Origin of the sequence: Thermosyntropha lipolytica DSM 11003, from assembly GCF_900129805.1 — a bacterium.
Classification (GTDB): domain Bacteria; phylum Bacillota; class Syntrophomonadia; order Syntrophomonadales; family Syntrophomonadaceae; genus Thermosyntropha; species Thermosyntropha lipolytica.
Genome location: NZ_FQWY01000033.1, coordinates 1 through 23,765, shown reverse-complemented (window position 1 = coordinate 23,765; position 23,765 = coordinate 1). Strand labels below are relative to the sequence as shown.

Genomic DNA, 23,765 nt, shown 5'->3' with positions numbered 1-23,765 from the left:
TTCTCTACTTCGTTGTTTGTAACCATATCAATAAGTTTGTTTAGTCATTGCTTGTTGTAATTTATCCCGCTTCCTATATCGGTTATGATTTCAAACTGGTATCCTTTTGCTATCATGTATTCTTTTACATATTGCACCTGTCTTTTTAAATCATCTTTTTGTTTATTGCTTGATACTCTACAATAACCTATAATTTTCCTCTCCGGCTTAATGTTTTTAATGCCAAGAAAATGATTAAGCTGTTCCTGTGAATAATATCTGAACCCAGATGGAGCAATATAAGCTGGCTTTAAAACTCCTTTCTTGTCCCAGTTTCTTAATGTTTGTTCTGTCTTTCCTATTAATTTGGCAAATTGCCCAATGCTGTAATATTTCACAAAAATCACCTCTATACACAGTTTAGTAAAAAATTATAAATTGTGTATAGAGTTTTTAAAAACTTTATAAATTTAATTCAACTGTTTCTAGCCTCCTTACATGGTCATTAGGGGATTTATATCTATTTCTATGCGGGTCTTAGATGGAAATCTTTCTTTATTATCTATTATAAATCTTCCTATACTTCTTAAAAGCATTATATTTTCGCACTTTACCATAAGCTGGTAGCGAAACCTGTCGCGCAGCCGCTTTATAGGACAAGGTGCAGGTCCCAAAATTTCTATTCTTTCTTCCTTGGCATCAGTAATTTCACCTATATAATCAGCCAGCTCATTTATGACCGCCTGGCAAAGTTTCTCTTCCTCATCTGATACCACCAGACGCAAAATATTGGTAAAAGGAGGATAATTTAAAATTTTGCGCAGCCTTATCTCTTCCAGGTAAAAACTCATATAATCCTGCTTGGCAGCCAGATTGATAACTAAATTATCAGGCTGATAAGTTTGAATAACTACTTCACCAGGAATTTCGCCGCGTCCAGCTCTGCCAGCAGCCTGCACAATCAGCTGAAAAGCTCGCTCCCCCGCTCTAAAATCAGGCAGGTTAAGCATCCCATCAGCATCAACAATTCCTACCAGCGATACAGAGGGAAAATTAAATCCTTTTGCTATCATCTGGGTTCCTATCAGGATATCAATCTCTCCCCTTTGCATTGCCTGCAGTATATTTCGGGGTTCTTCCCTCTTCCGGCTTATATCAATATCTAATCTTTTTATTCTGGCTCCGGGAAATAACCTTTTAAGCTCTTCTTCCAGCCTCTGAGTGCCAAAACCTATCTGCTGAAGATACCTGCTTCCACAGCGGGTACATAGTGATGGAACCGGAGCGGTAAAATTGCAATAATGGCAAAGGTTTCTTTTTATATCCTGATGATAGGTCATTCCTACCGAACAGTGCGGACATAAAACTATATTACCACATTCCGTACATACCGTAAGCCAGGCATAGCCGCGCCGGTTTAAAAACAGGATACACTGCTTTCCTCTTTTAAGGTTATCTTCTATCTTATTATATAAAAAATCAGAAAGGAACAAATTATGCTTTGGCCCTCGCTTGAGATTAAGCCGCATATCTTCTATGTATATGACGGGCATAACCGCATTGCCTATACGCCGGGAAAGCTTTATCAGCTCAGATTTTCCTTCCATGGCACGGTGAAAAGTTTCCAGGGAAGGAGTAGCACTTCCCAGCAGCAAAAGGGCATCTTCCATCTGGGCCCGCCTGCGGGCAACCTCCACCGCATGATAACGGGGAGTTTCCTCCTGTTTATAAGAAGTTTCCTGTTCTTCATCTACTATTATAAGCCCCAGATCACTAAGCGGAGCAAAAACAGCTGACCTGGTACCTAACACCAGGCTGGCTTCTCCATTTTTAATGCGCTTCCATTCTTCATATCTTTCCGCCCGGGTCATACCGCTGTGCATAACTGCTATACCAGGTATCCTTAGAGCAAACATCTCGACCAGATGACGGGTTAAGGCAATTTCAGGTACCAGAACCATTACCTTCTTGCCTTTTTCGATACAAGCCTGAGCAGCTCTAAGATAAATCTCACTTTTGCCGCTTCCCGTAACTCCATAAAGCAAAAATTCTCTATATCCTTCCTCCAGCCGGGAAACTATCATTTCCACAGCCCTCTCCTGTTCTTCGGTAAGGACAAAGGGAGCAGAAAATATTTTTTTATCTTTCTTAACCTTTTTTATATATCCTTTATTCAGAAGTGCTTCTATAGTAGAGCGGGCAAATGTCTTTTCCAGCTGTTCAGCTGCTATTTCTCCTTTCTCCATAAGCAGGGCCAATACTTCCGCCTGCCGGGGAGCTTTCTTGCGTAAAGCAGAAAGCTCCTTAACTTCAAAACCGGCTAAACGGTAAACATATCCTCCAGGCAAGGGTTTATATCCCGCGTAAACCCCCGCCACTAAAATCAAGCCTTCTCTTGCCAGTAATTCTAAAACTTCCTTTCCCAGCTTCTTACGCGCTTCTTTTAAGCTTATTTCTTCTCTTTGCCAGAGTTCTTCAAAAAATGGCAAATACTTATTGACAAGAAAGCTGGCAGGGGATGAGAGCATCTCCTCTTCTTTAACATTAGGTAAAACCACCTTATCCTTTTTGCCGGTAATAGCTCGGGGCACGATAAGCCTTAAAGCCTGCACCAGGGAGCATAAATAGGTTTGAGCTATCCAGGCGGCAAGTTCCAGCATCTTACTGTCAAAAACCGGTTCTCTATCTAAAATTTTAATAACCGGCTTCACATGTGTTATATCCTGTTCAATAAAATCCCTCTCTCTTATAATATAACCTTCCCGCTTCTTTTTTCCCCATTCTACCAGCACTCTTCTACCTGTAAGTTCTTTTTCCGGTACAGGTGGAGGAACGCTGTAGGTATAGATGTGATCTGCTCTACTATCAGCAATATCTATCAAAACATCTACATACTTCACATTAAGGCTCCTTTTCCCTCCCTATAACTAAAGGCGGGTAGGTCCCGCCTTTTGATTATAACCCTGCTTCTTTTCTCAACAATTCTGCTTTATCTGTTCTTTCCCAGGTAAAATCAGCATCACTGCGTCCAAAATGTCCATAAGCTGCTGTTTTTCTATAAATCGGCCTTCTAAGATCTAAATCGCGGATTATGGCTCCCGGCCGCAGATCAAAATGTTTGTTAATAAGTTCGGCAATCTTTTCTTCCGGTATCTTATTGGTGCCAAAAGTCTCTACCCTTATGGAAACAGGCTTTGCCACACCTATGGCATAAGCAAGCTGTATTTCACAGCGGTCAGCCAGCCCTGCTGCCACTATGTTTTTAGCTACATAACGGGCAGCATAAGCAGCAGAACGGTCAACCTTGGTAGGATCTTTGCCGGAAAAAGCACCCCCACCGTGTCTGGCCATTCCTCCATAAGTATCTACAATTATCTTACGCCCCGTAAGCCCGCAGTCGCCCTGGGGACCGCCAATAACAAACCTTCCCGTAGGATTTATAAAAAATCTGGTCCTGTCATCCAGCATGTCCCGGGGAATCACATGTTTTACCACATATTCTATTATATCGCGTTCGATAACATCATGATCAACTTCCGGATGATGCTGGGCTGATACTACTACCGTATCTACCCTTACTGGTCTGGATCCCTCATATTCTACCGTTACCTGAGTCTTCCCATCCGGGCGCAGATAAGGAATTATTCCCTCTTTGCGCACCTGAGCAAGCCGCTGTGCCATCTTGCTGGCTAACAGGATAGGCATCGGCATCAGTTCCGGGGTTTCATTGGTAGCATAACCAAACATCATTCCCTGGTCTCCAGCGCCAATAGCTTCTATTTCTTCTTCCGTCATTTCACCTTTTTTGGCTTCAAAAGCCTTATCTACCCCCATAGCAATATCGCCTGATTGCTCGTCTATAGTTGTAATTACGGCACAGGTATCACAGTCAAACCCGTATTTAGCCCGGGTATATCCTATTTCGCGAATAGTACTGCGTACAATTTTAGGAATATCAACATAACAATCAGTAGTTATTTCCCCGGAAACTACTACTAATCCCGTAGTAACTAAAGTTTCAGCTGCTACCCTTGCTTTGGGATCTTTGGCCAGTATAGCATCGAGAATAGCATCTGATATCTGATCGGCCATTTTATCAGGATGCCCTTCTGTAACTGATTCCGAAGTAAATAAATTCCTGTACAACGCTTTCATCTCCTTATTCTTTTATTCTTTCTTTAATATTTCCACTATTTTATCTATAATGGCTACCGCCACCTCTGCCTTGCTCATCTGGGGTAGGGACTTTATCTCGCCCTGCCGGTCGATAATAGTTACGATATTAGTATCGCTAGCAAATCCTGCCCCTTCTTCAGAAACATCATTGGCCACTATAAAATCCAGATTCTTTTCCTCTAATTTTCTTTGTGCATATTCCAGCAGATTATTCGTTTCCGCCGCAAAGCCAACCATAACTTGTCCCGGTTTTTTACGCCTGCCTAACTCCCTTAAAATATCCGGGGTACTTACCAGTTCTAAAACCAGCTTGTCCTCTTTTTTATCTCTCTTTTTAAGTTTAACTTCGGCCTTATTAGCAGCTTTGAAATCTCCTACGGCTGCTGCCCCAATAATTATGTCATATTCATCCTGCTTCTTTAGCATAACTTCACACATTTCATCGGCACTCCAAACCGGAATGAACTCCACTCCTGCCGGCGGTTGGAGAAAAGACCTTCCACTTACCAGGGTAACTTGAGCCCCGCGCCATGCTGCTTCCCTGGCAATAGCATACCCCATTTTTCCTGTACTCCGGTTACATATAAACCTTACGGGATCAATATCTTCACAGGTCGTTCCGGCATTAACCAGAACTTTTTTACCTACAAGATCTTTCTTATCATAGAGCATCTGCCTTATTTTTTCATAAATTTCTTCTATATCAGGCAAACGCCCTTTTCCTACGGCATCACAGGCCAGCTTGCCGGAAGCCGGCTCCATAACTTCAAAACCTAGCTCTTTAAGCCTTGATATGTTGGCCTGTACAATCTTATTTTCATACATTTTAGTATTCATAGAAGGGACCACTAAAACAGGTGCTGTATTAGCTAAAACAATAGTAGACAGGAGATCGTCAGCCAGACCATAAGCCATTTTAGCTATAAAATCAGCTGTAGCAGGAGCAATCACTAATAAGTCTAATGCTTCAGCTATTCCTATATGCTGGACCTTCCATGCAGCTGATTCCTGCCATAAATCAGTCGCCACTTCACGTCCTGATAAAGTCTTAAAGGTAAGAGGGGTTATAAATTTAGTAGCCGCTTCGGTCATTATTACTATAACCTGTAAATCTTCATCTTTGCTTAATCTGCTTACCAGATCAGCAATTTTATAAGCAGCAATGCCGCCTGTTATCCCTACCCCAACTGTTTTGGCCATATTATGCCCCCTTAGACATATTGCATCCATCAAAATTTACAACTATTTTCCCGCTCACTATTTCATCCAGAGCTTTGGTTACCATGCTGGATAACCGATAATTTTCATCATTTTTGGCCTGTTCAGATAAGACGCGAGCTCTTTTAGCTACCGCCACTACTACTGCATATTTGCTGTCCGCTATCTTCATAATATCCCGCGTAGAAGGAGGAATCAATCTATACCACCTCCAGCTCGATATTTTTTATCTTACAGCGTTCTGCTATTATAATAGCCTCTGTTTTCTTGACCGCCCATTCCAGTTCATCATTAACTACCACATAATCATAATATTTAACATGTCTCAGTTCTTCGGCACAGGCGGCCAACCTCCGCTCTATACTTTCTTTAGAATCTTTGCCCCGGTTACACAATCTTTCCGCCAAGGTTTGGATATCAGGAGGATAGATAAATATAAAAACACCTTCCGGCATTTTGTTTTTAACCTGCATAGCCCCCTGAATATCAATTTCTAAAAGCACATCTTTACCCTGCTCTAGATTTTTTATAACAAAATCACGGGGGGTTCCATAAAAGTTCTGATATACATTGGCCCATTCCAGAAACTTATCTTCAGCAATCATTTTCTTAAATTCTTCCCCACTTAAGAAAAAATAATCTTTGCCATGCACCTCTCCAGGTCGGGGAGGTCTGGTAGTAGCCGATATAGAAACCTCGATATCAGATATTTTCTCCAGTAAAGCTTCCCTGATAGTTCCTTTGCCTACTCCCGAAGGTCCGGAAATAACAAAAAGAATCCCTTTGCGCTTCATCGCTCTCCCACTTTCCACCTTCTATTCTTCATCAGCTAAATCCCTGGATGTAAGCCTGTTAGCTACCGTTTCCGGTTGAACGGCAGAAAGAATAACATGGGCACTATCAGCAATTATAACCGCGCGGGTTCTTCTTCCATAAGTAGCATCAATGAGCATGCCTTTTTCCCTGGCTTCCTGAATAATCCTTTTAATAGGTGCTGATTCAGGACTGATGATGGCTATTATGCGGTTAGCAGCTACTATATTGCCAAAACCTATATTAACTAACTTAATATCCATATATTCCGGATTTAACCGGCTTCACCTCCAAATCTATTCAATATTCTGTAATTGCTCTCTTATTTTTTCTAACTCCGCTTTTACATCTACTACTATATGGCTTATTTCCAAATCATTGGCTTTAGAAGCCACCGTATTTATTTCCCTGAACATTTCCTGCACTAAAAAATCGCACTTTCTTCCTACGGCTTCTCCATTTTCCATCAAATCATGCAAATGTTTGATATGGCTTTTAAGTCTTACTATTTCTTCCGTTATATTGGTTCTGTCCGCAAAAATAGCTGCTTCTTGTAATATCCTATATTCATCAACCTCATGGGAGCTTAGAATTTCCATCATACGCAGCCGTAATTTTTCCATGTACTCAGCTACTACCTGGGGGGAACGTTCTTCCAGGCGATTTACCAGAGCCAAAATCCTGTTATTTCTTTCTACTATATCATTTTTGAGTTCTCTTCCTTCCTTTATGCGCATTTCCAGAACACTTTGCATAGCTTCAGCCAGCGCTTTTTGCAAAACTCCCCATAAAGTTTCCAGATCTTCCTCTTCATCCTCCAGAGTAAAAACTTCGGGCAGCTTAAATATATCAATAATCTTCAATTCTGGCGAAATATCCAGATTTTCCGCCAAATCTTTCAGATATTTATGATAAGTTATTGCCAATTCTTTGTCAAGCTTGATATTTCTCGTTCTTTCTCCTGTTTTCTCAATATTTATATTTACTTCCAAGCGGCCACGGCTTATATATTTCCTCAACTCTTCCTTTATCTTTTCTTCCAACATGCCGTAGCGCCTGGAAATACGGATATAAGGATCAAAATAGCGGTGATTAACTCCCTTGATCTCACAGGTTACCTGATATCCCTGCTCTAATACCTGGCTGCGTCCAAAACCAGTCATACTTTTCAGCATATGACAAAACTCCTTTTTGATTAATTAAACTACCATCCAGTTAAAAATAAGCATTGATTTTTCGTATACCTTAAAATTTTAACATATTTTTTATTTAAACTAAAAACCTTTTAAAAATAAATAAAATATATTTCCCTATAAATTTAGCCCCAGCCAAAAGCAGTATAATACACCACTGCCATAATTCCAGAGGGACAGTGTGAAATGCAGTTTGCATAACTGGCAGATATATAACCATAAGCTGCATAATAACAGAGCATAATACGGCTCCCAGCAAAAACTTGTTTTTAAAAAACCCCAGTTCAAAAGGCGAATATCTTTCCGAACGACACTCAAAAACATAAAAAAGTTGGGCAAAAACCAGAGTAGTAAAAGCCATGGTACGCGGAACTTCCAGGCTATCTACACCTTGAATTCTTATAAATAACAAGCCGATCATAAATGCTAAAAGGCTAATAACTGCTATATATAAACCCCGGGACAGTATTATCCATCCCAGGCCTCTGGCAAAAATGTTTTCATCTTTAGGCCGCGGCTTTCTTCGCATTATATCAGGTTCTGGTGGTTCTAAACCTAATGCCATAGCCGGTAAGCCATCAGTCACTAGATTAATCCATAATATTTGTATGGGTAATAAAGGAAGGGGCATAGCCAAAAGAGAAGCTAAAAACATTACTAAAATTTCTCCTATATTACATCCCAAAAGGTATCTTATAAACTTGCGTATATTATCATAGATAGCCCGGCCTTCGTAAACTGCGTTGACAATGGTGGAAAAATCATCATCGGCAAGTATCATATCTGATGCTTCCCTGGTTACATCAGTTCCGGTTATCCCCATAGAAATACCTATATCAGCAGCCTTTACCGCCGGGGCATCATTTACGCCATCTCCGGTCATAGCTACTACTTCTTTATTATTTTTAAGCACATTTACAATGCGGTGTTTGTGTTCCGGGGTAACCCGGGCAAAAACCCGATCATGAATGGCAGCCTTATAAAGCTCTTTATCCCCCAGCTTATCTATTTGTTGCCCGGTAACTACCCGACCCGTTTTAGAAATACCTACCTGATATGCTATAGCCCGGGCAGTTAAAGGATGATCTCCTGTAATCATTACCGGAACAATACCAGCTCTCAGGCACTGCCTGACTGATTGCTGCACATAAGGTCTGGGCGGATCAATCAGCCCGCATATTCCTACTAATGTTAAACCTGTTTCTAATTCATCATCACTTAGTTTAAAGACTTCTTCTTCGCTAATCTCCTTATAAGCAAAACCAAGCACCCTTAAAGCATTACCTGCCCACTCTTCCTGTTCCGCATAAAACCATTTTTTTTCTTTGGCGGTAAGTTTAATCTCCTTATTCTGGTATAAAATTTTATCACATGTATCTATAAGTACATCCAGAGCACCTTTTACCAGGACTAGAAATTTTCCGTCCTGGTTAATTACTACACTCATCTTTTTGCGGGCCGAATCAAAAGGAATTTCGCGTAATCTTAAACCCGAGCCATCAATACCTATTTTTTGCGCCATAACCATTAAAGCAGCTTCGGTAGGATCACCTTCCACTTTAAAATCCCCTTTGGTTTTTTCTACCCGGGAATTGTTACAATAAAAAGCTATATTAATCAGTATGCGCAAAGCTTTATTCTTATCTTTTTCTGTCTTCAACTGGCTCCAATTTTCTTCGCAAGACCAGGCTTCAAGATAAGTGGCTATTTTATCAACCTTCATCTTATTTTCCGTCAAGGTTCCCGTCTTATCTGAACAGATAACCGTTGTACATCCCAGAGTCTCTACAGCTGGAAGTTTACGTACGATAGCATTTCTTTTTGCCATCCTCTGCACACCTAAAGCTAAAACCACAGTTACAATAGCCGGAAGCCCTTCTGGTATGGCAGCAACCGCCAAACTTATGCCTGCCATAAGCATCACTAAAACAGGTTCTCCTCTGTATATCCCTAAAAGACTAACCAGGGCACAAACAATAAGACATATAACTATAAGCACTTTACCTAATTGATCTAATCTGGTCTGCAGAGGAGTCATAGGAGAATCGGCTTCCTTGAGCATAGCAGCAATTCTGCCTACCTGGGTATCCATTCCCGTATTCACTACTATCCCTTTTCCTCTTCCCCTGGTTACCATAGTACCTAAAAAAACCATATTGCTTCGTTCGGCTAAAGGGGTTTCTTCCTTTAGTATCCCGGTTTTCTTTTCTACCGGCATTGATTCCCCGGTAAGAGCTGCTTCATCTACTTCTAGAGCAAAGGTTTCTATAAGTCTTATATCAGCAGGTACGCGATCCCCGGCTTCCATCAGCACCATATCTCCTGGTACCAGTTCATCGGCAGGAATAATTTGCATCTTTCCATCTCTTATAACCCTGGCCGTAGGAGAAGCAAGCTTTTTAATCTCATTAAGCGACCTTTCAGCTCTATATTCTTGTATAAAACCCAGGAAAGCATTTACGATTACTATTGCTAGAATAGTAATTGCATCCACTATGTCGCCAATTATGCTGGAGATCAAAGCTGCACCTAATAAAACCAGAACCATAGTATCTGTAAACTGTCTAAAAAATATTTTCCATGGCCCGTTTACTTTTTCCGCATCCAGTCTGTTTTTATAAAGCGACTGCCTCTTTCCGGCTTCTAAGCTGCTTAAACCGTCTAAAGTAGTTTGCAGTTTATCTATAACACTTTCTACATTCTCATGGTGCCAGCAGACATTTTTCACTACCCTAAAGCCCCCCATTTACCTCTTTAGAGCAAATTTATTCACAAAAAAAACATAAAAGAACAGGGGACAGGCTTTAAAACCTGTCCCCTGTTAAAATACCTGATTTTATGCTAATTTAGCCAGCCAGGAACCTTCTTCCTCCGAGAAAAATTCCGGCTTCCTGGCAACCACAAAAATATAGTCTTCATTCTGGTATCGGCTATACAATTCAACTTGCTTAAATATCCCAAATGACTTAAGCACAAAATCTCCCACCTTTTCGCCAAAAAGCACCACTGTTTGCGGCTTTAAAATATTTATTTCCTCCACTAAAAAAGGCAAACAAGATATAATATCTTCCGTTCCGGGAGGGACTAAAACCCCTTCACATGGCTTTCCCGTAAGGATGCAGTTATATTCTTTATCCAGCAGTTTAATATCGCCATCCCAGGTGTTGTTATTAGGTAAAGGACACGCCTTAGGCTGGCATCGCACCATAAAAGTGTGGTAAATTCTATTAACTGCCAATTTATCTTTTATCAAATTGCGCAAGCCGGTTAATTTATTTAAATCCCGGGTAAATTCATTCTCCATTTCAAAAACCAGCACCATTTCAGGATCTAAATCTCCTTTACCTAGTGCCGGTTTGCGATTACATCTAAGCAGGGATGAACATCGCTTACACTTCACTATTCTATCTTCCATCATTATAATTTTACGGATCTTTTCTTCCTTACTCCCCACTTTAATAAACCTCCCAACCCCCAAGGCCTTTACTTCTTATGCTGCTATTCCTTCATTTTAGTCAAATAATTCCTGGTATTAGCATTAATTCCCCAGGTAGCATCAGTTAGTTTGGCTGATATATAGCTGCGTATATTATCATCTAACTCAGGGTTAACACTATCAAACAAAATAAAAAAAGCTCGCAATATACCAAGCATATTCATAAATAAGCGTTCTTTAGGTGCTTTTAATAAAAGCTCATCTTTTTTTCCATAATGATATATCAGTTTTTTAATAACCCATATAATTTCGGCATTGGACCATACCTTTTTATCCAGGATCTCCTCTAAAAGTTTATCCTCACCTATACTAAACCCTCTGTTTTCCAGTTCTTTCCATTCCCGGCTGCCAATTACCGTAGCGGGAACCCCTAAAATCTCTAGTATTTCCTCATCCCCTATAAATCCTTTTTCCTGCATATCCTTCCTCCTGCCCTAGCGTAGTATTCTTTTGGCTCCAACATAAGATCTGGCATAATAAGCTTCATTTAATGAAGAATAAATTACCCCACCACTGCGCGGCGAACTGGAATGAATAAATCTGCCTTCCCCTACATAAATACCTACATGGTCAATCCCTTTAGAATAACAGGAAAAGAATACTAAATCACCCACCATAAGCTCTTCTCTGCTCACAGCCACTCCGTTCTGAAACTGGCCGGCAGCTGTGCGGGGAAGCGAAATACCAAACTGGTCAAAAACATAATATACAAATCCTGAACAGTCAAATCCTCCCGGACTATTCCCCCCATAACGATAAGGAGTTCCCAAATAGCGCGAAGCAAATTCAATTATGCGTTCACCAGCAATTAAATTGCCTGAACGGGAAGGTGTTATATTATCACGTACAACTCCTCTAACCAAAAGCTTGTCCCCCACATTCAGACGATCAGAAGCTAAATTGTTAAGCCTTTTTAACTCTTCCACAGTTGTGCCGTAATCACGCGCAATCTTCCACAGGTTATCTCCTGCTTTCACGATATAAACCAGATCAGATGCCTGTTCACTGCTTACATTATTATCCGCATTTTGCTCTGCATTTTGACCAGAAGGAATAGAAGAGCTTACTTTGAGAGCCTGTCCGGGAAAAATGCGGTCAGAAGTCAAATTATTAATCTGCTTCAGCTTTTCTACGGTAAGCCCATAACGGGAAGCAATTTTCCACAGGCTGTCGCCTGCTTTTACGGTATAGATTTCTTCAGCAGCTAGAGCATCTACACAGCCTAAAAATATAAAAAGTACGGTTATTACTAAAATTTTAACCTTTTTTCCCATTAATACCCAACCCTTCATAAAATACTACCAGGTTGGATATTCTATAAAAACATATCATTTTCCTGCTTAAAAAAATTTTTTATTTCCCTTTTATCTTTTTTTGATGAAACTCTTTTATTTTTGTCAGCAAAAATCCATCTATACCTGTACATCCCATCTTGCCTTTATCTTCTCCGCTGCCGGTTCCATGAAAGTCAGAACCACCTGTTACTAAAAGCCCCTTGCGCTCGGCTAGATAAAGATAGTTTTTAATCTGGTTATCACTATGTTCAGGATAATATACTTCTAATCCTTCTACTCCCATATCAATAATTTCCATAACCTTCTTCTGTTCTTTTATAAGCCCGGGATGAGCCAGCACACTTATTCCTCCTGCTTTATTTATCAGATCCAGGGCTTCTTCGGGTTCAAACTTATAGCGCGGTACATAACCCGGCCTGCCTTTGCCAATATATTTGTCAAAAGCTTCCTTTATCGAAAAAACATAACCTTCTTCCGTCAAGGCCAAAGCTACATGAGGCCGGCCAATCAAATCTCCCTGGGCCAGTTTTTTTACCTGCTCAAAATTTATCGCTAATCCCATACTTCTAAGTTTATCTACCATCTTTTTGGCTCTTTCCAGACGTTCTTCCCGTATTTCCAAAAGCCTTTTTTGCAGCAGTTCATTATTATAATCGATAAAATACCCCAATATATGTACTTCATCACTGCCATATTCCGTATTCAATTCTATACCGGGAATAAAGAGAAAGTTCTGGTTTTTCTTTTCATTATACAATACTGCTTCATGCAAACCATCAACGGTATCATGGTCAGTAATGGCCACACCTTCTAAACCTATACCTATAGCTTTATCAATTACGGCTTGTGGAGACAATGCTCCATCCGAAGCATTAGAATGCACATGTAAATCATACATTAACCCCAGGCTCCTTAATTTTTTTATTTTAAAATCTCGCGCATAACTCGCAAAGCATTGTTCTGCAGTATATCTTCGATTTCCTTAGGACAGAAACCTTTTTTCCTTAATAAATTTTCCCAATTAGCATAATCCTCTATCCCTGACATTACTATATCAGAGGCTCCATCAAAATCTGATCCCAGGGCTATATATTCACAACCTATAAGGTCGGCAATATAAACAATATGAAAAAGCAGGTCATCTACCTCAGGTTTTCCTTCTTTTACAAAATCACTCACCTGAGTAATTCCTACTATCCCCTTATTCTGGGATAACGCCTTAAGCTGAACATCTTTTAAATTCCTTCTATGCGGGCACACCGCATAAGCATTAGCATGGGTTACCATCACCGGTTTATCAGTTGCTTCCAGCACATCATAAAAAGACTTTTCTCCTATATGAGATAAATCAATTATTATTCCCAGCTTATTAGCTTCTTTCACTACCTGGCGTCCCCACCTGCTAAGTCCCCCGTCACCTTCTCCTTCTTCCACTCCATCAGCCAAAAAATTTCGCTTATTCCAGGTTAAACCTAAACTGCGCAATCCTAAACGGTAAAGTAAATGCAATATATCTATATCCAGGCCCAGCGCTTCCGCCCCTTCCAGGTGAAGCACCCCCCCTATTTTATCGGCCTTATTAATATTAGTTTCGATATCCTTATAATTTTGGACTAGATACAAAATATCTTTATTACTTTCCATCTCTTTATAGAATAACTCTAACTGTTTTAAAACCCGGCGCAAAACTACTCCGCTGTCATCAGGGGGAGAAAAAAGGGAAAAAAACTGCAGGCCTACTCCCGCTTGGAGAGCTCTTCTTAAATCAAAATGTCCTTCATTTGCAATTAATTTACCACCCTTAAGAGCTAAAAATAAAGAAATAGTATCACAGTGCAGATCAATAATTTTCACCTGTATCCTCCTTGAAACCAAACATAAAATATCCGAAAATTATAAAATCATTCTGTATAAAGAACAAAAACCTGCTATTTTACTAGCAGGTTTCATTTTTGAGGTCCATTCCCTCTCGCAGGTGAGCAGAACTATCTGGGCTCAACTATTAGCTTGATAGCAGTTCTTTCTTCTCCATCAATTATTATGTCTGTAAATGCAGGTATACAGATCAAATCCATGCCACTGGGCGCTACAAATCCTCGTGCGATGGCGATAGCTTTAATAGCCTGGTTAATAGCTCCTGCACCAATCGCTTGTATTTCAGCCGCTCCTTTCTCTCTCAAAACTCCTGCCAGTGCTCCTGCCACTGAATTCGGACTCGATTTAGCTGAAACCTTTAATACTTCCATCGAATTACCCCCTCATAGTTGTAATAATTGTAATAATTAGATAGTCTGCTCTCTAAATAATATTCGCATCCAAGATAAAAATTCCTTCTCATTTTAAAATTTAAAAAAATAATTTATCTAATTTAATCATTAAGCATATGGGATATTCGGTTTATGGATAAAGCTTTATGCGTATTATCATCAACCCTTAGCAAAGCTCCCTGAAATTGAGCAGGACCTCCTGCTACTTCAAAGCGAGTAGGCCTCTGGGTTAAAAATTTCTCAATTACCGAGCTTTTTTCCATACCCAGGATAGAATCATAAGGTCCTGTCATTCCTAAATCAGTAATATAGGCTGTTCCCCCCGGCAGTATCCTCTCATCCGCTGTCTGCACATGGGTATGGGTACCCAAAATAGCGGTTACCCTGCCATCAAAATAATAAGCAAAAGCTAACTTTTCGGAAGTAGCTTCCGCATGAAAATCAACTATAATAATGTCAGCTTTATCCTTGATATCTTTTAATATTTCCTCCATAGTACGAAACGGACAATCCAGGGATGGTAAGAAAACGCGTCCCGACAGATTTACCACCGCTATTTTTACCCCAAAACCGGCATTGTAAATATGATAGCCCTGGCCCGGACAATAAGGAGGATAGTTGGCAGGCCTTATAAGCCGGGGCTCATCATCAATAAAGGTATTAATCTCCTTATTATCCCATACATGATTGCCCATGGTTAATACATCAATATTGCAGTTTAAGAGTTCGTCCATAACACTGCGGGAAAGCCCCCTCCCGCCAGCCGCATTTTCCGCATTGGCAATAGTAAAAATCACATCATATTCCTTTTGTATCGCAGGTAATATATTTTTTACCGCTCTTCTACCTGGTCTCCCTACAATATCACCAATAACCAGAATATTCAAATGCCAAACCCCCAACCTAAAATAACTTGGCAGTATTTATATTTTTTCATCTTCATCCATTAAGCATCTTACCCATAAAAAATACTTCCTAAACTTTTCGGCAAACAGCCTTAAACTCCTGCTTTATCTCCACGCAATTTTTTGCTCAAAAACAAACAGGGTTATGGTATAACCCTGTTTAAGAAAATTTATTTAGCATATTCAACTGCTCTGGTTTCCCTAATAACTACCACTTTTATCTGACCTGGATAATCAAGCTCTTCTTCAATCTTTTTAGCTATGTTGCGGGAAAGATTTATAGCCTCTAAATCATCAATTTCTTCTGGCTTAACTATTATCCTGACTTCTCTACCTGCCTGGATAGCATAAGATTTTTCTACTCCCGCAAAAGAGTCAGCCAGCTGTTCTAATTTTTCCAGACGTTTGATATAAGCCTCTAAAGTTTCCCTCCGTGCTCCAGGCCTGGAAGCGGAAATCGCATCTGCCGCCTGTACCAATACTGCTTCTATGCTTTCAGCTTCTATATCTCCGTGGTGAGCAGCTATGGCATGGATAACCTCTTTACTCTCTCTGTATTTTTTGGCCAGATCTACTCCGATTTCCACATGAGGTCCGGTAATTTCGTGATCCACCGCTTTTCCTATGTCATGTAAAAGGCCAGCCCTTTTAGCAAGCATGACATCAACATCGAGCTCAGCCGCCATAATACCTGCCAGATGGGCAACCTCAATCGAATGTTTTAGAACATTCTGGCCATAACTGGTGCGGTATTTTAATCTTCCCAAAAGCTTTATCAGCTCTGGATGCAGCCCGTGTACCCCAACTTCAAATGCTGCCTGTTCTCCCGTTTCTCTTATCTCCTGTTCGATTTCTTTTCTGGCTTTCTCCAGCATTTCTTCAATTCTAGCCGGATGAATCCTTCCATCAGCAATCAAGTTTTCCAACGCCAACCTGGCAATTTCACGACGGATAGGATCAAAAGATGATAAGATAACAGCTTCCGGAGTATCATCAATAATCAAATCTACTCCTGATAAGCTTTCAAAGGTACGGATATTTCTTCCTTCTCTTCCTATTATCCTTCCCTTCATTTCATCATTGGGCAGAGCGACTACCGAAACAGTAGTTTCGGAAACTACATCAGCAGCACATTTCTGGATAGCAAGGGTAACAATATTTTTAGCTCTTTTTTCCGCTTCCTCTCTAGCTTCCGCTTCAATATTCTTAATCATCACCGCTGTTTCCTGCCTGATCTGCTGTTCAACATTGTTTAACAGCAGTTCACGGGCTTCCTCCGAAGTTAAACCGGAAAGGCGTTCCAGCTCTTTCAGCTGTTGAGTGCGGATAATTTCTATATCATGCTGCATTCTCTCAATTTCTTTTTCTCTTTCATTTAACCAAAGCTCTTTTTTTTCAATATTCTCGGTTTTTTTGTCCAAGAGCTCTTCTTTTTGAATTACCCTTCTCTCCAGCCGATCAAGCTCCCTACGCCTTTCTCTCAGTTCTCTTTCGGCTTCCTGGCGATGGCGGTGAATCTCATCTCTAGCTTCCAAAAGCATTTCCTTTTGTTTGGCTTCAGCCTGTTTAGTAGCTTCTTCTATGATCCTGGCTGCTTCTTCTTCGGCCGCACCTATTTTGCCCTCTGCTATAACTTTTCTTCCATAGTATCCTGCAGCAAGGCCTATCGCCAAAGTGGCAACTGCTATTATAATACTGGCTAGCGTACTTATCTAGTTCACCTCCCTTACTCCCTATTTTTATTTTCTTTTTTATGTTTTTACAATAAAGCAATAAAAAAGAAAAACCGAGAAAACTCGGTTTAATAGAAGTCCACATCACCTATTTGTTTAATAGGACAGTTATTTTTATTTTCATGTTTATTTATATTAAATTATGTAAAAATATAAATAAACATTTACATTTAATAACTGCACCATATAATTAACCAAATAGACACACAAAAGCCTTCTTAAACAATCCCCAGAGTATGCCCATCTAATTTCTTTAAAATCTATAAATTAAACAAACATAACCATCTATATAAAACAATTTGCTTGTCTATACGGTCAACGCAAATAGGTTTCAGACTTCCAACCAGAGTTCTATTTAGATTTTAGTAACTTTGCCTACCCCTGTCAAGCATCCTCACTCGTGTTAAGTTTTACTTCTCCTTTTTTAAGCATATCCATAATAGTCTTTTCTAAAAGGGCATAAAATTCCGGATTATTCTTTATGTATTCTTTGGCATTTTCGCGGCCTTGCCCCAAACGTTCCCCATTGTACGAATACCAGGAACCGCTTTTTTGAATTATATCCAGGGAGGCGGCAATATCTAATAAATCACCTTCTTTGGATATTCCCGTTCCATACATTATATCAAATTCCGCTGTTTTGAACGGAGGAGCCACTTTATTTTTTACTACCTTTACCTTGGTACGGTTGCCAACTATTTCGGTGCCCTGTTTTATGGGGTCCCCTTTCCTCACTTCAATACGGACAGAAGAATAAAATTTAAGCGCCCGGCCACCGGTAGTAGTTTCATTACTTCCATATACTACTCCTACTTTTTCACGGATCTGGTTTATAAAAATACATACGGCTCTCGATTTGCTTATATGAGCAGTAAGCTTGCGCAAAGCCTGGGACATAAGACGGGCCTGCAAACCTACATGAATATCTCCCATTTCTCCTTCCAACTCTGCTTTAGGTACCAGAGCAGCTACCGAATCTATTACGATTACATCAATAGCACCGCTTCTTACCAGAGCTTCAGCAATTTCCAGAGCCTGCTCCCCGGAATCAGGTTGCGCCACCAGAAGATTATTTATATCAACCCCCAGCCTTTTGGCATAAAGAGGATCCAAAGCATGTTCAGCATCAATAAAGGCAGCCATTCCTCCTTCTTTTTGGGCCTGAGCAATAGCATGCAGAGCAACCGTAGTTTTACCTGAAGATTCAGGCCCAAATATTTCAACTACTCTTCCCCGGGGCAACCCTCCTACTCCCAAAGCCAAATCCAGGGATATACATCCGGTGGGAATTACCTCAACATTCATGGCCGCGGCTTCACCCAAACGCATGATAGATCCTTTGCCAAACTGTTTTTCAATATTCTTAATCGCACTATTCAAGGCCTCCAGTTTGCCCTGATTATTTTCCATATGTTCCATAAAAGCCCTCCCTCAAACATTTGTTCGATTTAATTTTAAAGGATATTCCCTTAAATTGTCAAGGATTATATCAACCATTTAAAGTAAAGGAGCTATCCACCTTATAAATCGGCCCTCCAGCATGAAGAAAGCTTTCCATAAGCAAAAAATTACTTACCGTAAACGGGTGTTCTTCTATATTCCTGCTCAGCTCATAAACTTTTTTCACCAGTTTATCCTGGTTTAAATCTGACCTTATCCGGCCTAAAGTCAAATGAAAAGTTCTTTTTTCCTCACGGTCAAAGCCTAATTCCTCTAAATAGGCATCTACTCTGTCACCTAGAAAATAAGCTTTCTCCATCTCCCCCTTTACTCCTATCCACAAAACCCGGGGCCGGTGATGGTTGGGGAAGAAACCTAAATGGGAAAGCTTCAGGGTAAAAGGAGGTGAACTTTCCGCTGCACAAATAAGTCCGTATCTTATCTTCTCCAGCTTATCATCCCCAACATCTCCTAAAAACTTCAAAGTCAAATGATAGTTTTCATATTCCACCCACTTTACATCTGCCGCCAAAGCATCTAGCTCACTTCTAAGAGAATAAGCATATTTCTTAATTTCTTCCGGAACCGGAATAGCTACAAAAAGACGCAATTTAAACATCTCCCCTAGATAATTCTTGCCTGATAAGGTTTAAAGCAGTTTTAGCCGCCAAAGTCCTTATAATTATACGATTACCGGTAAAATTAAATTTTTTAACCTGGTTATACTCCTTACTTCCAGCAGCAATATAAACCAGCCCTACCGGTTTTGTTTCACTTCCTCCCCCGGGTCCTGCTATGCCGGTAATAGCTGCTCCTATATCAGCACCGGCCAGAGAAAGTACTCCCCTAAGCATCTCCCTGGCTGTTTCTTCACTTACTGCTCCATATCTGGCTAAAGTCTCAGCATTTACTCCTAATATCTTCTGTTTAGCCTCATTGCTGTAGGTTACTACTCCTCCCCAAAAATATTCCGAGCTTCCTGGTAAATCAGTAATCATCTTAGACAGGAGCCCACCCGTACAGGATTCCGCAAAAGCCATAGTACATTTTCTTTTTTGTGCCAGCCTGGCTACTGCCAAAGGCAGGGTTTCATCATCATAACCATAAATGTAACTGCCCAATCTTTCTTCAATTTCCTTCACCATCCTGTTCATTATCTCTTTGCTGGCTTCTTTATCTTCTCCCTCTGCCGTCAGGCGGATGTGTACTTCTCCTTCTTTAGCCAGCAAAGCTATACTTACTCCCCGGGGATTCTTTATTATATCAGCTATCTTTTCCTCTACCTGGGATTCCCCCAGCCCAAAAATATTTATTCTTTTTCTTTCCGCTTTACCTATGCTAAGCCCCCACTCCCTTACAAGTAGCGGTACCGCCTCCTGTTCAAACATTAAAGTCATTTCCTGGGGAGGCCCGGGTAAAAGTATAAGCACCTTGCCATTTTGCTTAAGATACATCCCCGGAGCAGTTCCCACCCCATTTCTAAGCCTTACTGCCTCTTTAGGAAACATAGCCTGCTTCTTATTAGCCTCTGGCATAGGCCGGTTACGGCGGGCAAAAAATTCTTTAAGCCTTTCCAGCTCTTCATCAATAAGCTCCATCTTCACCTGCATTACTTCACAGGCTACCTCTTTAGTTAAATCATCCAGAGTAGGGCCCAATCCACCTGTAGCAATAACCAGGTCTGCTGTTTCCAGCCCGGTAAGCAAAGCCTTCTTTATGAAATCCCGCGTATCACCTACTACGCTTTTTCCCACTACTTTTATCCCCAGATCATCCAATCTTTGAGCCAGATACACCGAATTAGTATCTAAAGTAGAACCTGTCAGTAGTTCAGTTCCCGTAGCTATGATATAAGCCTTTTTCACCCCTTATTTCATCTCCTTGTAAACACATTTTACTCATCTTAACCACAACCTATTTCCAATATAGCATAGTGAATTCTTTTTGGGAGTATATTATCCCTGTCCCCCCAAAAAAAAAACCAGGCTTGCGCCAGGTTTTTCTAGAGATACATTTTTAATTATTCATAAGCTTAAGGAAACGTTCACGGTTTAGAACTTCTTCTTCCTTTATGCGCTCAGCCATAATTTCCAGCAGTTCTTTATTGGCCTCTAAAATCTCCCTGGTCCTTAGTTGCAAATTATGGATAATATTTTTACTTTCCTCATATATAAGTTTTTCCGGAACTTCTTCAATATTTATTACCCCTAATGAGGATAATCCAGAAGCGATTATCTCTTTAACCATATCCCATGCACTAGTAAAATCTCCCTTAGCTCCCGTACTGAAATTACCGTATTTCATTTCTTCCGCTAAAGCCCCTGCCAAAGCCACCATCACCTGTTTTTCTAATTCTTCCCGGGTATAAAGATATTTATCATGATCAGGCGATTTTCTCATATATCCTAAAGACCTACCCCGTGGAACAATGGTGACGGTAGCCACTGATCCAGGTTCCAGCAGCTCACTTACCAGAGCATGTCCTACCTCATGAATACTTACGCGAGCAACTTCTTCTTCACTAGGTCTTCTCTCCACTTTTTCCCCCATGATAACCTTATCAATAGCTTCTATAAAATGGCGTTTTTCGATCTTTTCCTTACCTTCGCGCATGGCCAAAATAGCAGCTTCATTAGCCAAACTCTCTAAATGGGCCCCGGAAAAACCAAAAGTCTCCCGGGCTACCTCTTCTAAAACCTCTTCATCATCCAAAGGCTTATTTCGGGTATGGATTTTTAAAATCTTTTTACGGCCCTCTTTATCCGGCAATCCCACATAAACCTGGCGATCAAAACGCCCCGGCCTTAATAATGCCGGATCTAATATATCACTCCGGTTAGTAGCGCCTATGACGAGTATACGCGGATCTTCATTCGGATTGATACCATCCATCTCCACCAGAAGCTGATTTAAGGTCTGATCATACTCCAGATGTCCGGTATGGCTTCCTCTTCTAGCTCCCAGCACATCCAATTCATCTATAAAAATAATAGCACTGCGGCAATTTTGTTCACGGGCCTTCTTTTTAGCCTCTCTGAACAGATGTCTTACCCTTTTAGCCCCTACTCCTGCGTACATCTCAATAAACTCACTACCGGCTACAGCTATAAAAGCAGAATCGGTATAACCAGCTGCTGCTCTCGCCAAAAGGGTTTTTCCTGTACCAGGTGGTCCTACTAAAAGGATTCCTTTTAAAGGCCTGATACCCATTTGGGCTATTTCTTCAGGTTTTAATAAAAATTGCAAAGCTTCCTTCAGTTCTTTAATAGCACTTTCCTGTCCGCCTATATCAGCAAAATCGACATAATGCCTTACTTTATTATTGCTTTTAATCACTTCATACTTTATGCTTCCCTGGGTGCTGAGGAAAAAATAAAACCCTCCCAGGAGTAAACCTGCAATAATTACTGGAGCAATATTTATTCCCATAAAAGCCAGAAAAATAACCCCGGATATCCCTATTCCTAATGCCGCTTCTTTCACTCCTCTTCCCACCTTTAACCTTAAAGCTCATTTTGCCGCCTGATTACTGCATAGAGATAATGGCCTTTTTCCCCTTTAATCTGTAAATAGAGATAGTTTTCATCTACAAACATCTTATAACTTAAATCCTTGTCATTAAGGCTCTTCGCAATATAACTTTCCAGCCAGGTATAATTACCTTTCTCTACCGCTTCATAAACAGCAGGTCCCAGCCTATAGTAAGCATTCTCTAACCCGAAATCCCGGTTATCTTCAATAAGCAAAACATATTTTCCGCTGCCCAGTTTATCATCTAATTGCGCGGTAACAGCCCTATAGACTGCCATCAAATTCTCTACCTCTTTAAGTTTAACCATAACCTGGTAAGGCCTATATTTTTTTATCTTTACTTGTTCCACTTCGGGCCATTTTTCCAGTTCTTTAATCACCGGTGTTTTTACCCCATATGTGGTATACAAATTAAATCCCGTAATAAGTGCTGCTAAAGATAAAACCAGGGAAATTATTACTATAAAAATACGAATTTCGCCTTTTTTCAACATATCACCTTCTCAAGAACTTATTATATCACTATACACCTTAAAAACCTTTAAGAAAACTTTAACACCGCTGGTAATATTAGTTCCGCCTTAAAGATTATTTTATTCCAAAATATTACATGTCCTTAATTAAGGATTTGCAAAAGCCAAATTAATAGTATTTTTTTATTTAATCATAACCAATTGTTATGACTACATGTAAAATAATGATATATACTAAGGTTAGTGTTTTTCGACTTTTTTCGGCAAACAGGCTGGAGGGAGGCTGATAAAAAACATTTTCGCGGCAAACATAAAACATATTGAAAATATTCTGTTAAACCTAATCTAAAAAAGGAGGCAAAACAAACATGCAGGCTGAACTGCTAATATTCGTGGAAAAGCTTAACAGCATTTTATGGGGTCCTATAATGCTGGTCCTTCTTCTTGGTACCGGTATTTATTTCACTATACGCACCAGGTTTATTCAGATACGCTTTTTCAAACAAGCCTGGAAACAAGTCCTGGGCAATGCTTATAAAGACAGTGATAGCCAGCAAGAAGGTCTATCATCCTTTCAATCCCTCACTACAGCGGTAGCTGCCCAGGTGGGTACGGGAAATATTGTCGGTGTAGCAACTGCTATTGCTGCTGGAGGCCCGGGAGCCGTATTCTGGATGTGGGTTTCAGGCTTTTTCGGCATGTCTACTATATTCAGCGAAGCAGTTCTGGCCCAAAAATTTAAAACTACCCGCGATGGTAACATTGTTGGCGGTCCTGCCTATTATATCTCCCAGGGATTAGGTCAAAAATGGTTAGCAGTAATATTTGCCATATGTATAGTGTTGGCTCTCGGATTTATGGGCAATATGGTACAAGCCAATTCGATTGCTGTGTCTATAAATAATGCCTTCGGCATAAACCAGGTTTATGTAGGTATAATTGTAGCCTTAATGGTAGGTGCAGTAATTATAGGTGGAGTAAAGCAAATTGGGAAAGTAACCGAAGTTCTAGTTCCTTTGATGGCTCTTTTCTATATCGCAGGAGGGTTAATCGTAATAATCCTCAATATAGAAAATCTACTTCCTGCTCTTAAAATGATTGTGGTGGGGGCATTCTCCCCCCAGTCAATAGGAGGCGGGGTTTTAGGAACCACTATCAAAGAAGCCTTCCGCTATGGAATTGCGCGCGGTATATTCTCCAATGAAGCCGGACTGGGAAGTACTCCCCATGCCCATGCTATTGCCCG

The 23,765-nt window shown here is 40.4% G+C and carries 22 protein-coding genes and 1 pseudogene; 1 reads left to right on the top strand and 22 read right to left on the bottom strand.

The annotated features are described in order from the left end of the window. Positions 1–47: 47 nt before the first annotated feature. The 22 genes and pseudogenes from BUB92_RS08710 to BUB92_RS08605 all read right to left on the bottom strand — a co-directional run. Positions 48–377, bottom strand: a pseudogene (locus tag BUB92_RS08710) (IS607 family transposase); the annotation flags it as partial. A gap of 96 nt (positions 378–473) precedes the next feature. Continuing rightward, positions 474–2,879, bottom strand: coding sequence for a replication restart helicase PriA (priA, locus tag BUB92_RS08705; protein WP_073092954.1), 2,406 nt, complete (start codon positions 2,877–2,879; stop codon positions 474–476). 55 nt (positions 2,880–2,934) lie between these two features. Continuing rightward, the gene (metK, locus tag BUB92_RS08700; RefSeq protein ID WP_073092952.1) at positions 2,935–4,125 is read right to left on the bottom strand and encodes a methionine adenosyltransferase; all 1,191 of its coding nucleotides are present in this window, start codon (positions 4,123–4,125) and stop codon (positions 2,935–2,937) included. A 21-nt stretch (positions 4,126–4,146) separates the two neighbouring features. After that, on the bottom strand, positions 4,147–5,355 hold the full coding sequence (coaBC, locus tag BUB92_RS08695; protein ID WP_073092950.1) for a bifunctional phosphopantothenoylcysteine decarboxylase/phosphopantothenate--cysteine ligase CoaBC: 1,209 nt from the start codon (positions 5,353–5,355) through the stop codon (positions 4,147–4,149). Between the two features lies 1 nt (position 5,356). After that, entirely contained in the window at positions 5,357–5,545 is a 189-nt protein-coding gene (locus BUB92_RS08690) for a DNA-directed RNA polymerase subunit omega (protein ID WP_143156912.1), read from the bottom strand. A 28-nt stretch (positions 5,546–5,573) separates the two neighbouring features. Next, positions 5,574–6,167 carry a guanylate kinase gene (gmk, locus tag BUB92_RS08685; protein ID WP_073092945.1) on the bottom strand — a complete coding sequence of 198 codons (594 nt, stop codon included), beginning with the start codon at positions 6,165–6,167 and terminating at the stop codon, positions 5,574–5,576. A gap of 21 nt (positions 6,168–6,188) precedes the next feature. Then, on the bottom strand, positions 6,189–6,449 hold the full coding sequence (gene remA, locus BUB92_RS08680; protein WP_073092942.1) for an extracellular matrix/biofilm regulator RemA: 261 nt from the start codon (positions 6,447–6,449) through the stop codon (positions 6,189–6,191). A gap of 33 nt (positions 6,450–6,482) precedes the next feature. Then, complete coding sequence (locus tag BUB92_RS08675; protein ID WP_073092940.1) at positions 6,483–7,361, bottom strand: YicC/YloC family endoribonuclease; 879 nt, start codon at positions 7,359–7,361, stop codon at positions 6,483–6,485. A 94-nt stretch (positions 7,362–7,455) separates the two neighbouring features. After that, positions 7,456–10,107 (bottom strand): calcium-transporting P-type ATPase, PMR1-type, encoded by a 2,652-nt coding sequence (locus tag BUB92_RS08670; RefSeq protein ID WP_073092938.1) that lies wholly within the window; start codon positions 10,105–10,107, stop codon positions 7,456–7,458. A 108-nt stretch (positions 10,108–10,215) separates the two neighbouring features. Next, complete coding sequence (locus tag BUB92_RS08665; protein WP_073092935.1) at positions 10,216–10,833, bottom strand: uracil-DNA glycosylase family protein; 618 nt, start codon at positions 10,831–10,833, stop codon at positions 10,216–10,218. 44 nt (positions 10,834–10,877) lie between these two features. Beyond that, entirely contained in the window at positions 10,878–11,294 is a 417-nt protein-coding gene (locus tag BUB92_RS08660) for a hypothetical protein (RefSeq protein WP_084728432.1), read from the bottom strand. Positions 11,295–11,309: 15 nt separating this feature from the next. After that, positions 11,310–12,149 carry a C40 family peptidase gene (locus BUB92_RS08655; protein ID WP_073092933.1) on the bottom strand — a complete coding sequence of 280 codons (840 nt, stop codon included), beginning with the start codon at positions 12,147–12,149 and terminating at the stop codon, positions 11,310–11,312. 79 nt (positions 12,150–12,228) lie between these two features. Beyond that, positions 12,229–13,068, bottom strand: coding sequence for a PHP domain-containing protein (locus BUB92_RS08650; RefSeq protein ID WP_073092931.1), 840 nt, complete (start codon positions 13,066–13,068; stop codon positions 12,229–12,231). A 23-nt stretch (positions 13,069–13,091) separates the two neighbouring features. Continuing rightward, positions 13,092–14,024 (bottom strand): dipeptidase, encoded by a 933-nt coding sequence (locus BUB92_RS08645; RefSeq protein WP_073092928.1) that lies wholly within the window; start codon positions 14,022–14,024, stop codon positions 13,092–13,094. 131 nt (positions 14,025–14,155) lie between these two features. Beyond that, a complete protein-coding gene (locus BUB92_RS08640) occupies positions 14,156–14,416 on the bottom strand; it encodes a stage V sporulation protein S (RefSeq protein ID WP_073092925.1) in 261 nt (86 codons plus the stop codon). Positions 14,417–14,538: 122 nt separating this feature from the next. Beyond that, positions 14,539–15,324 (bottom strand): TIGR00282 family metallophosphoesterase, encoded by a 786-nt coding sequence (locus tag BUB92_RS08635; RefSeq protein ID WP_073092922.1) that lies wholly within the window; start codon positions 15,322–15,324, stop codon positions 14,539–14,541. A 188-nt stretch (positions 15,325–15,512) separates the two neighbouring features. Beyond that, positions 15,513–17,009: a ribonuclease Y gene (gene rny, locus BUB92_RS08630; protein ID WP_278280520.1), complete on the bottom strand. Its 1,497-nt coding sequence runs from the start codon at positions 17,007–17,009 to the stop codon at positions 15,513–15,515. A 450-nt stretch (positions 17,010–17,459) separates the two neighbouring features. Beyond that, positions 17,460–18,494, bottom strand: coding sequence for a recombinase RecA (gene recA / locus BUB92_RS08625; RefSeq protein ID WP_200774237.1), 1,035 nt, complete (start codon positions 18,492–18,494; stop codon positions 17,460–17,462). A gap of 70 nt (positions 18,495–18,564) precedes the next feature. Further along, entirely contained in the window at positions 18,565–19,125 is a 561-nt protein-coding gene (gene thpR, locus BUB92_RS08620) for an RNA 2',3'-cyclic phosphodiesterase (protein WP_159432326.1), read from the bottom strand. 1 nt (position 19,126) lies between these two features. Continuing rightward, positions 19,127–20,380 (bottom strand): competence/damage-inducible protein A, encoded by a 1,254-nt coding sequence (locus tag BUB92_RS08615; protein ID WP_073092913.1) that lies wholly within the window; start codon positions 20,378–20,380, stop codon positions 19,127–19,129. A gap of 151 nt (positions 20,381–20,531) precedes the next feature. Then, entirely contained in the window at positions 20,532–21,998 is a 1,467-nt protein-coding gene (locus BUB92_RS08610) for an AAA family ATPase (protein WP_242939033.1), read from the bottom strand. 20 nt (positions 21,999–22,018) lie between these two features. Continuing rightward, positions 22,019–22,537, bottom strand: coding sequence for a hypothetical protein (locus BUB92_RS08605; RefSeq protein WP_073092910.1), 519 nt, complete (start codon positions 22,535–22,537; stop codon positions 22,019–22,021). Between the two features lie 350 nt (positions 22,538–22,887). Between BUB92_RS08605 and BUB92_RS08600 the strand changes: the two genes are divergently transcribed. Then, a partial coding sequence (locus BUB92_RS08600; RefSeq protein WP_073092907.1) for an alanine/glycine:cation symporter family protein occupies positions 22,888–23,765 on the top strand: 878 nt, incomplete at its 3' end.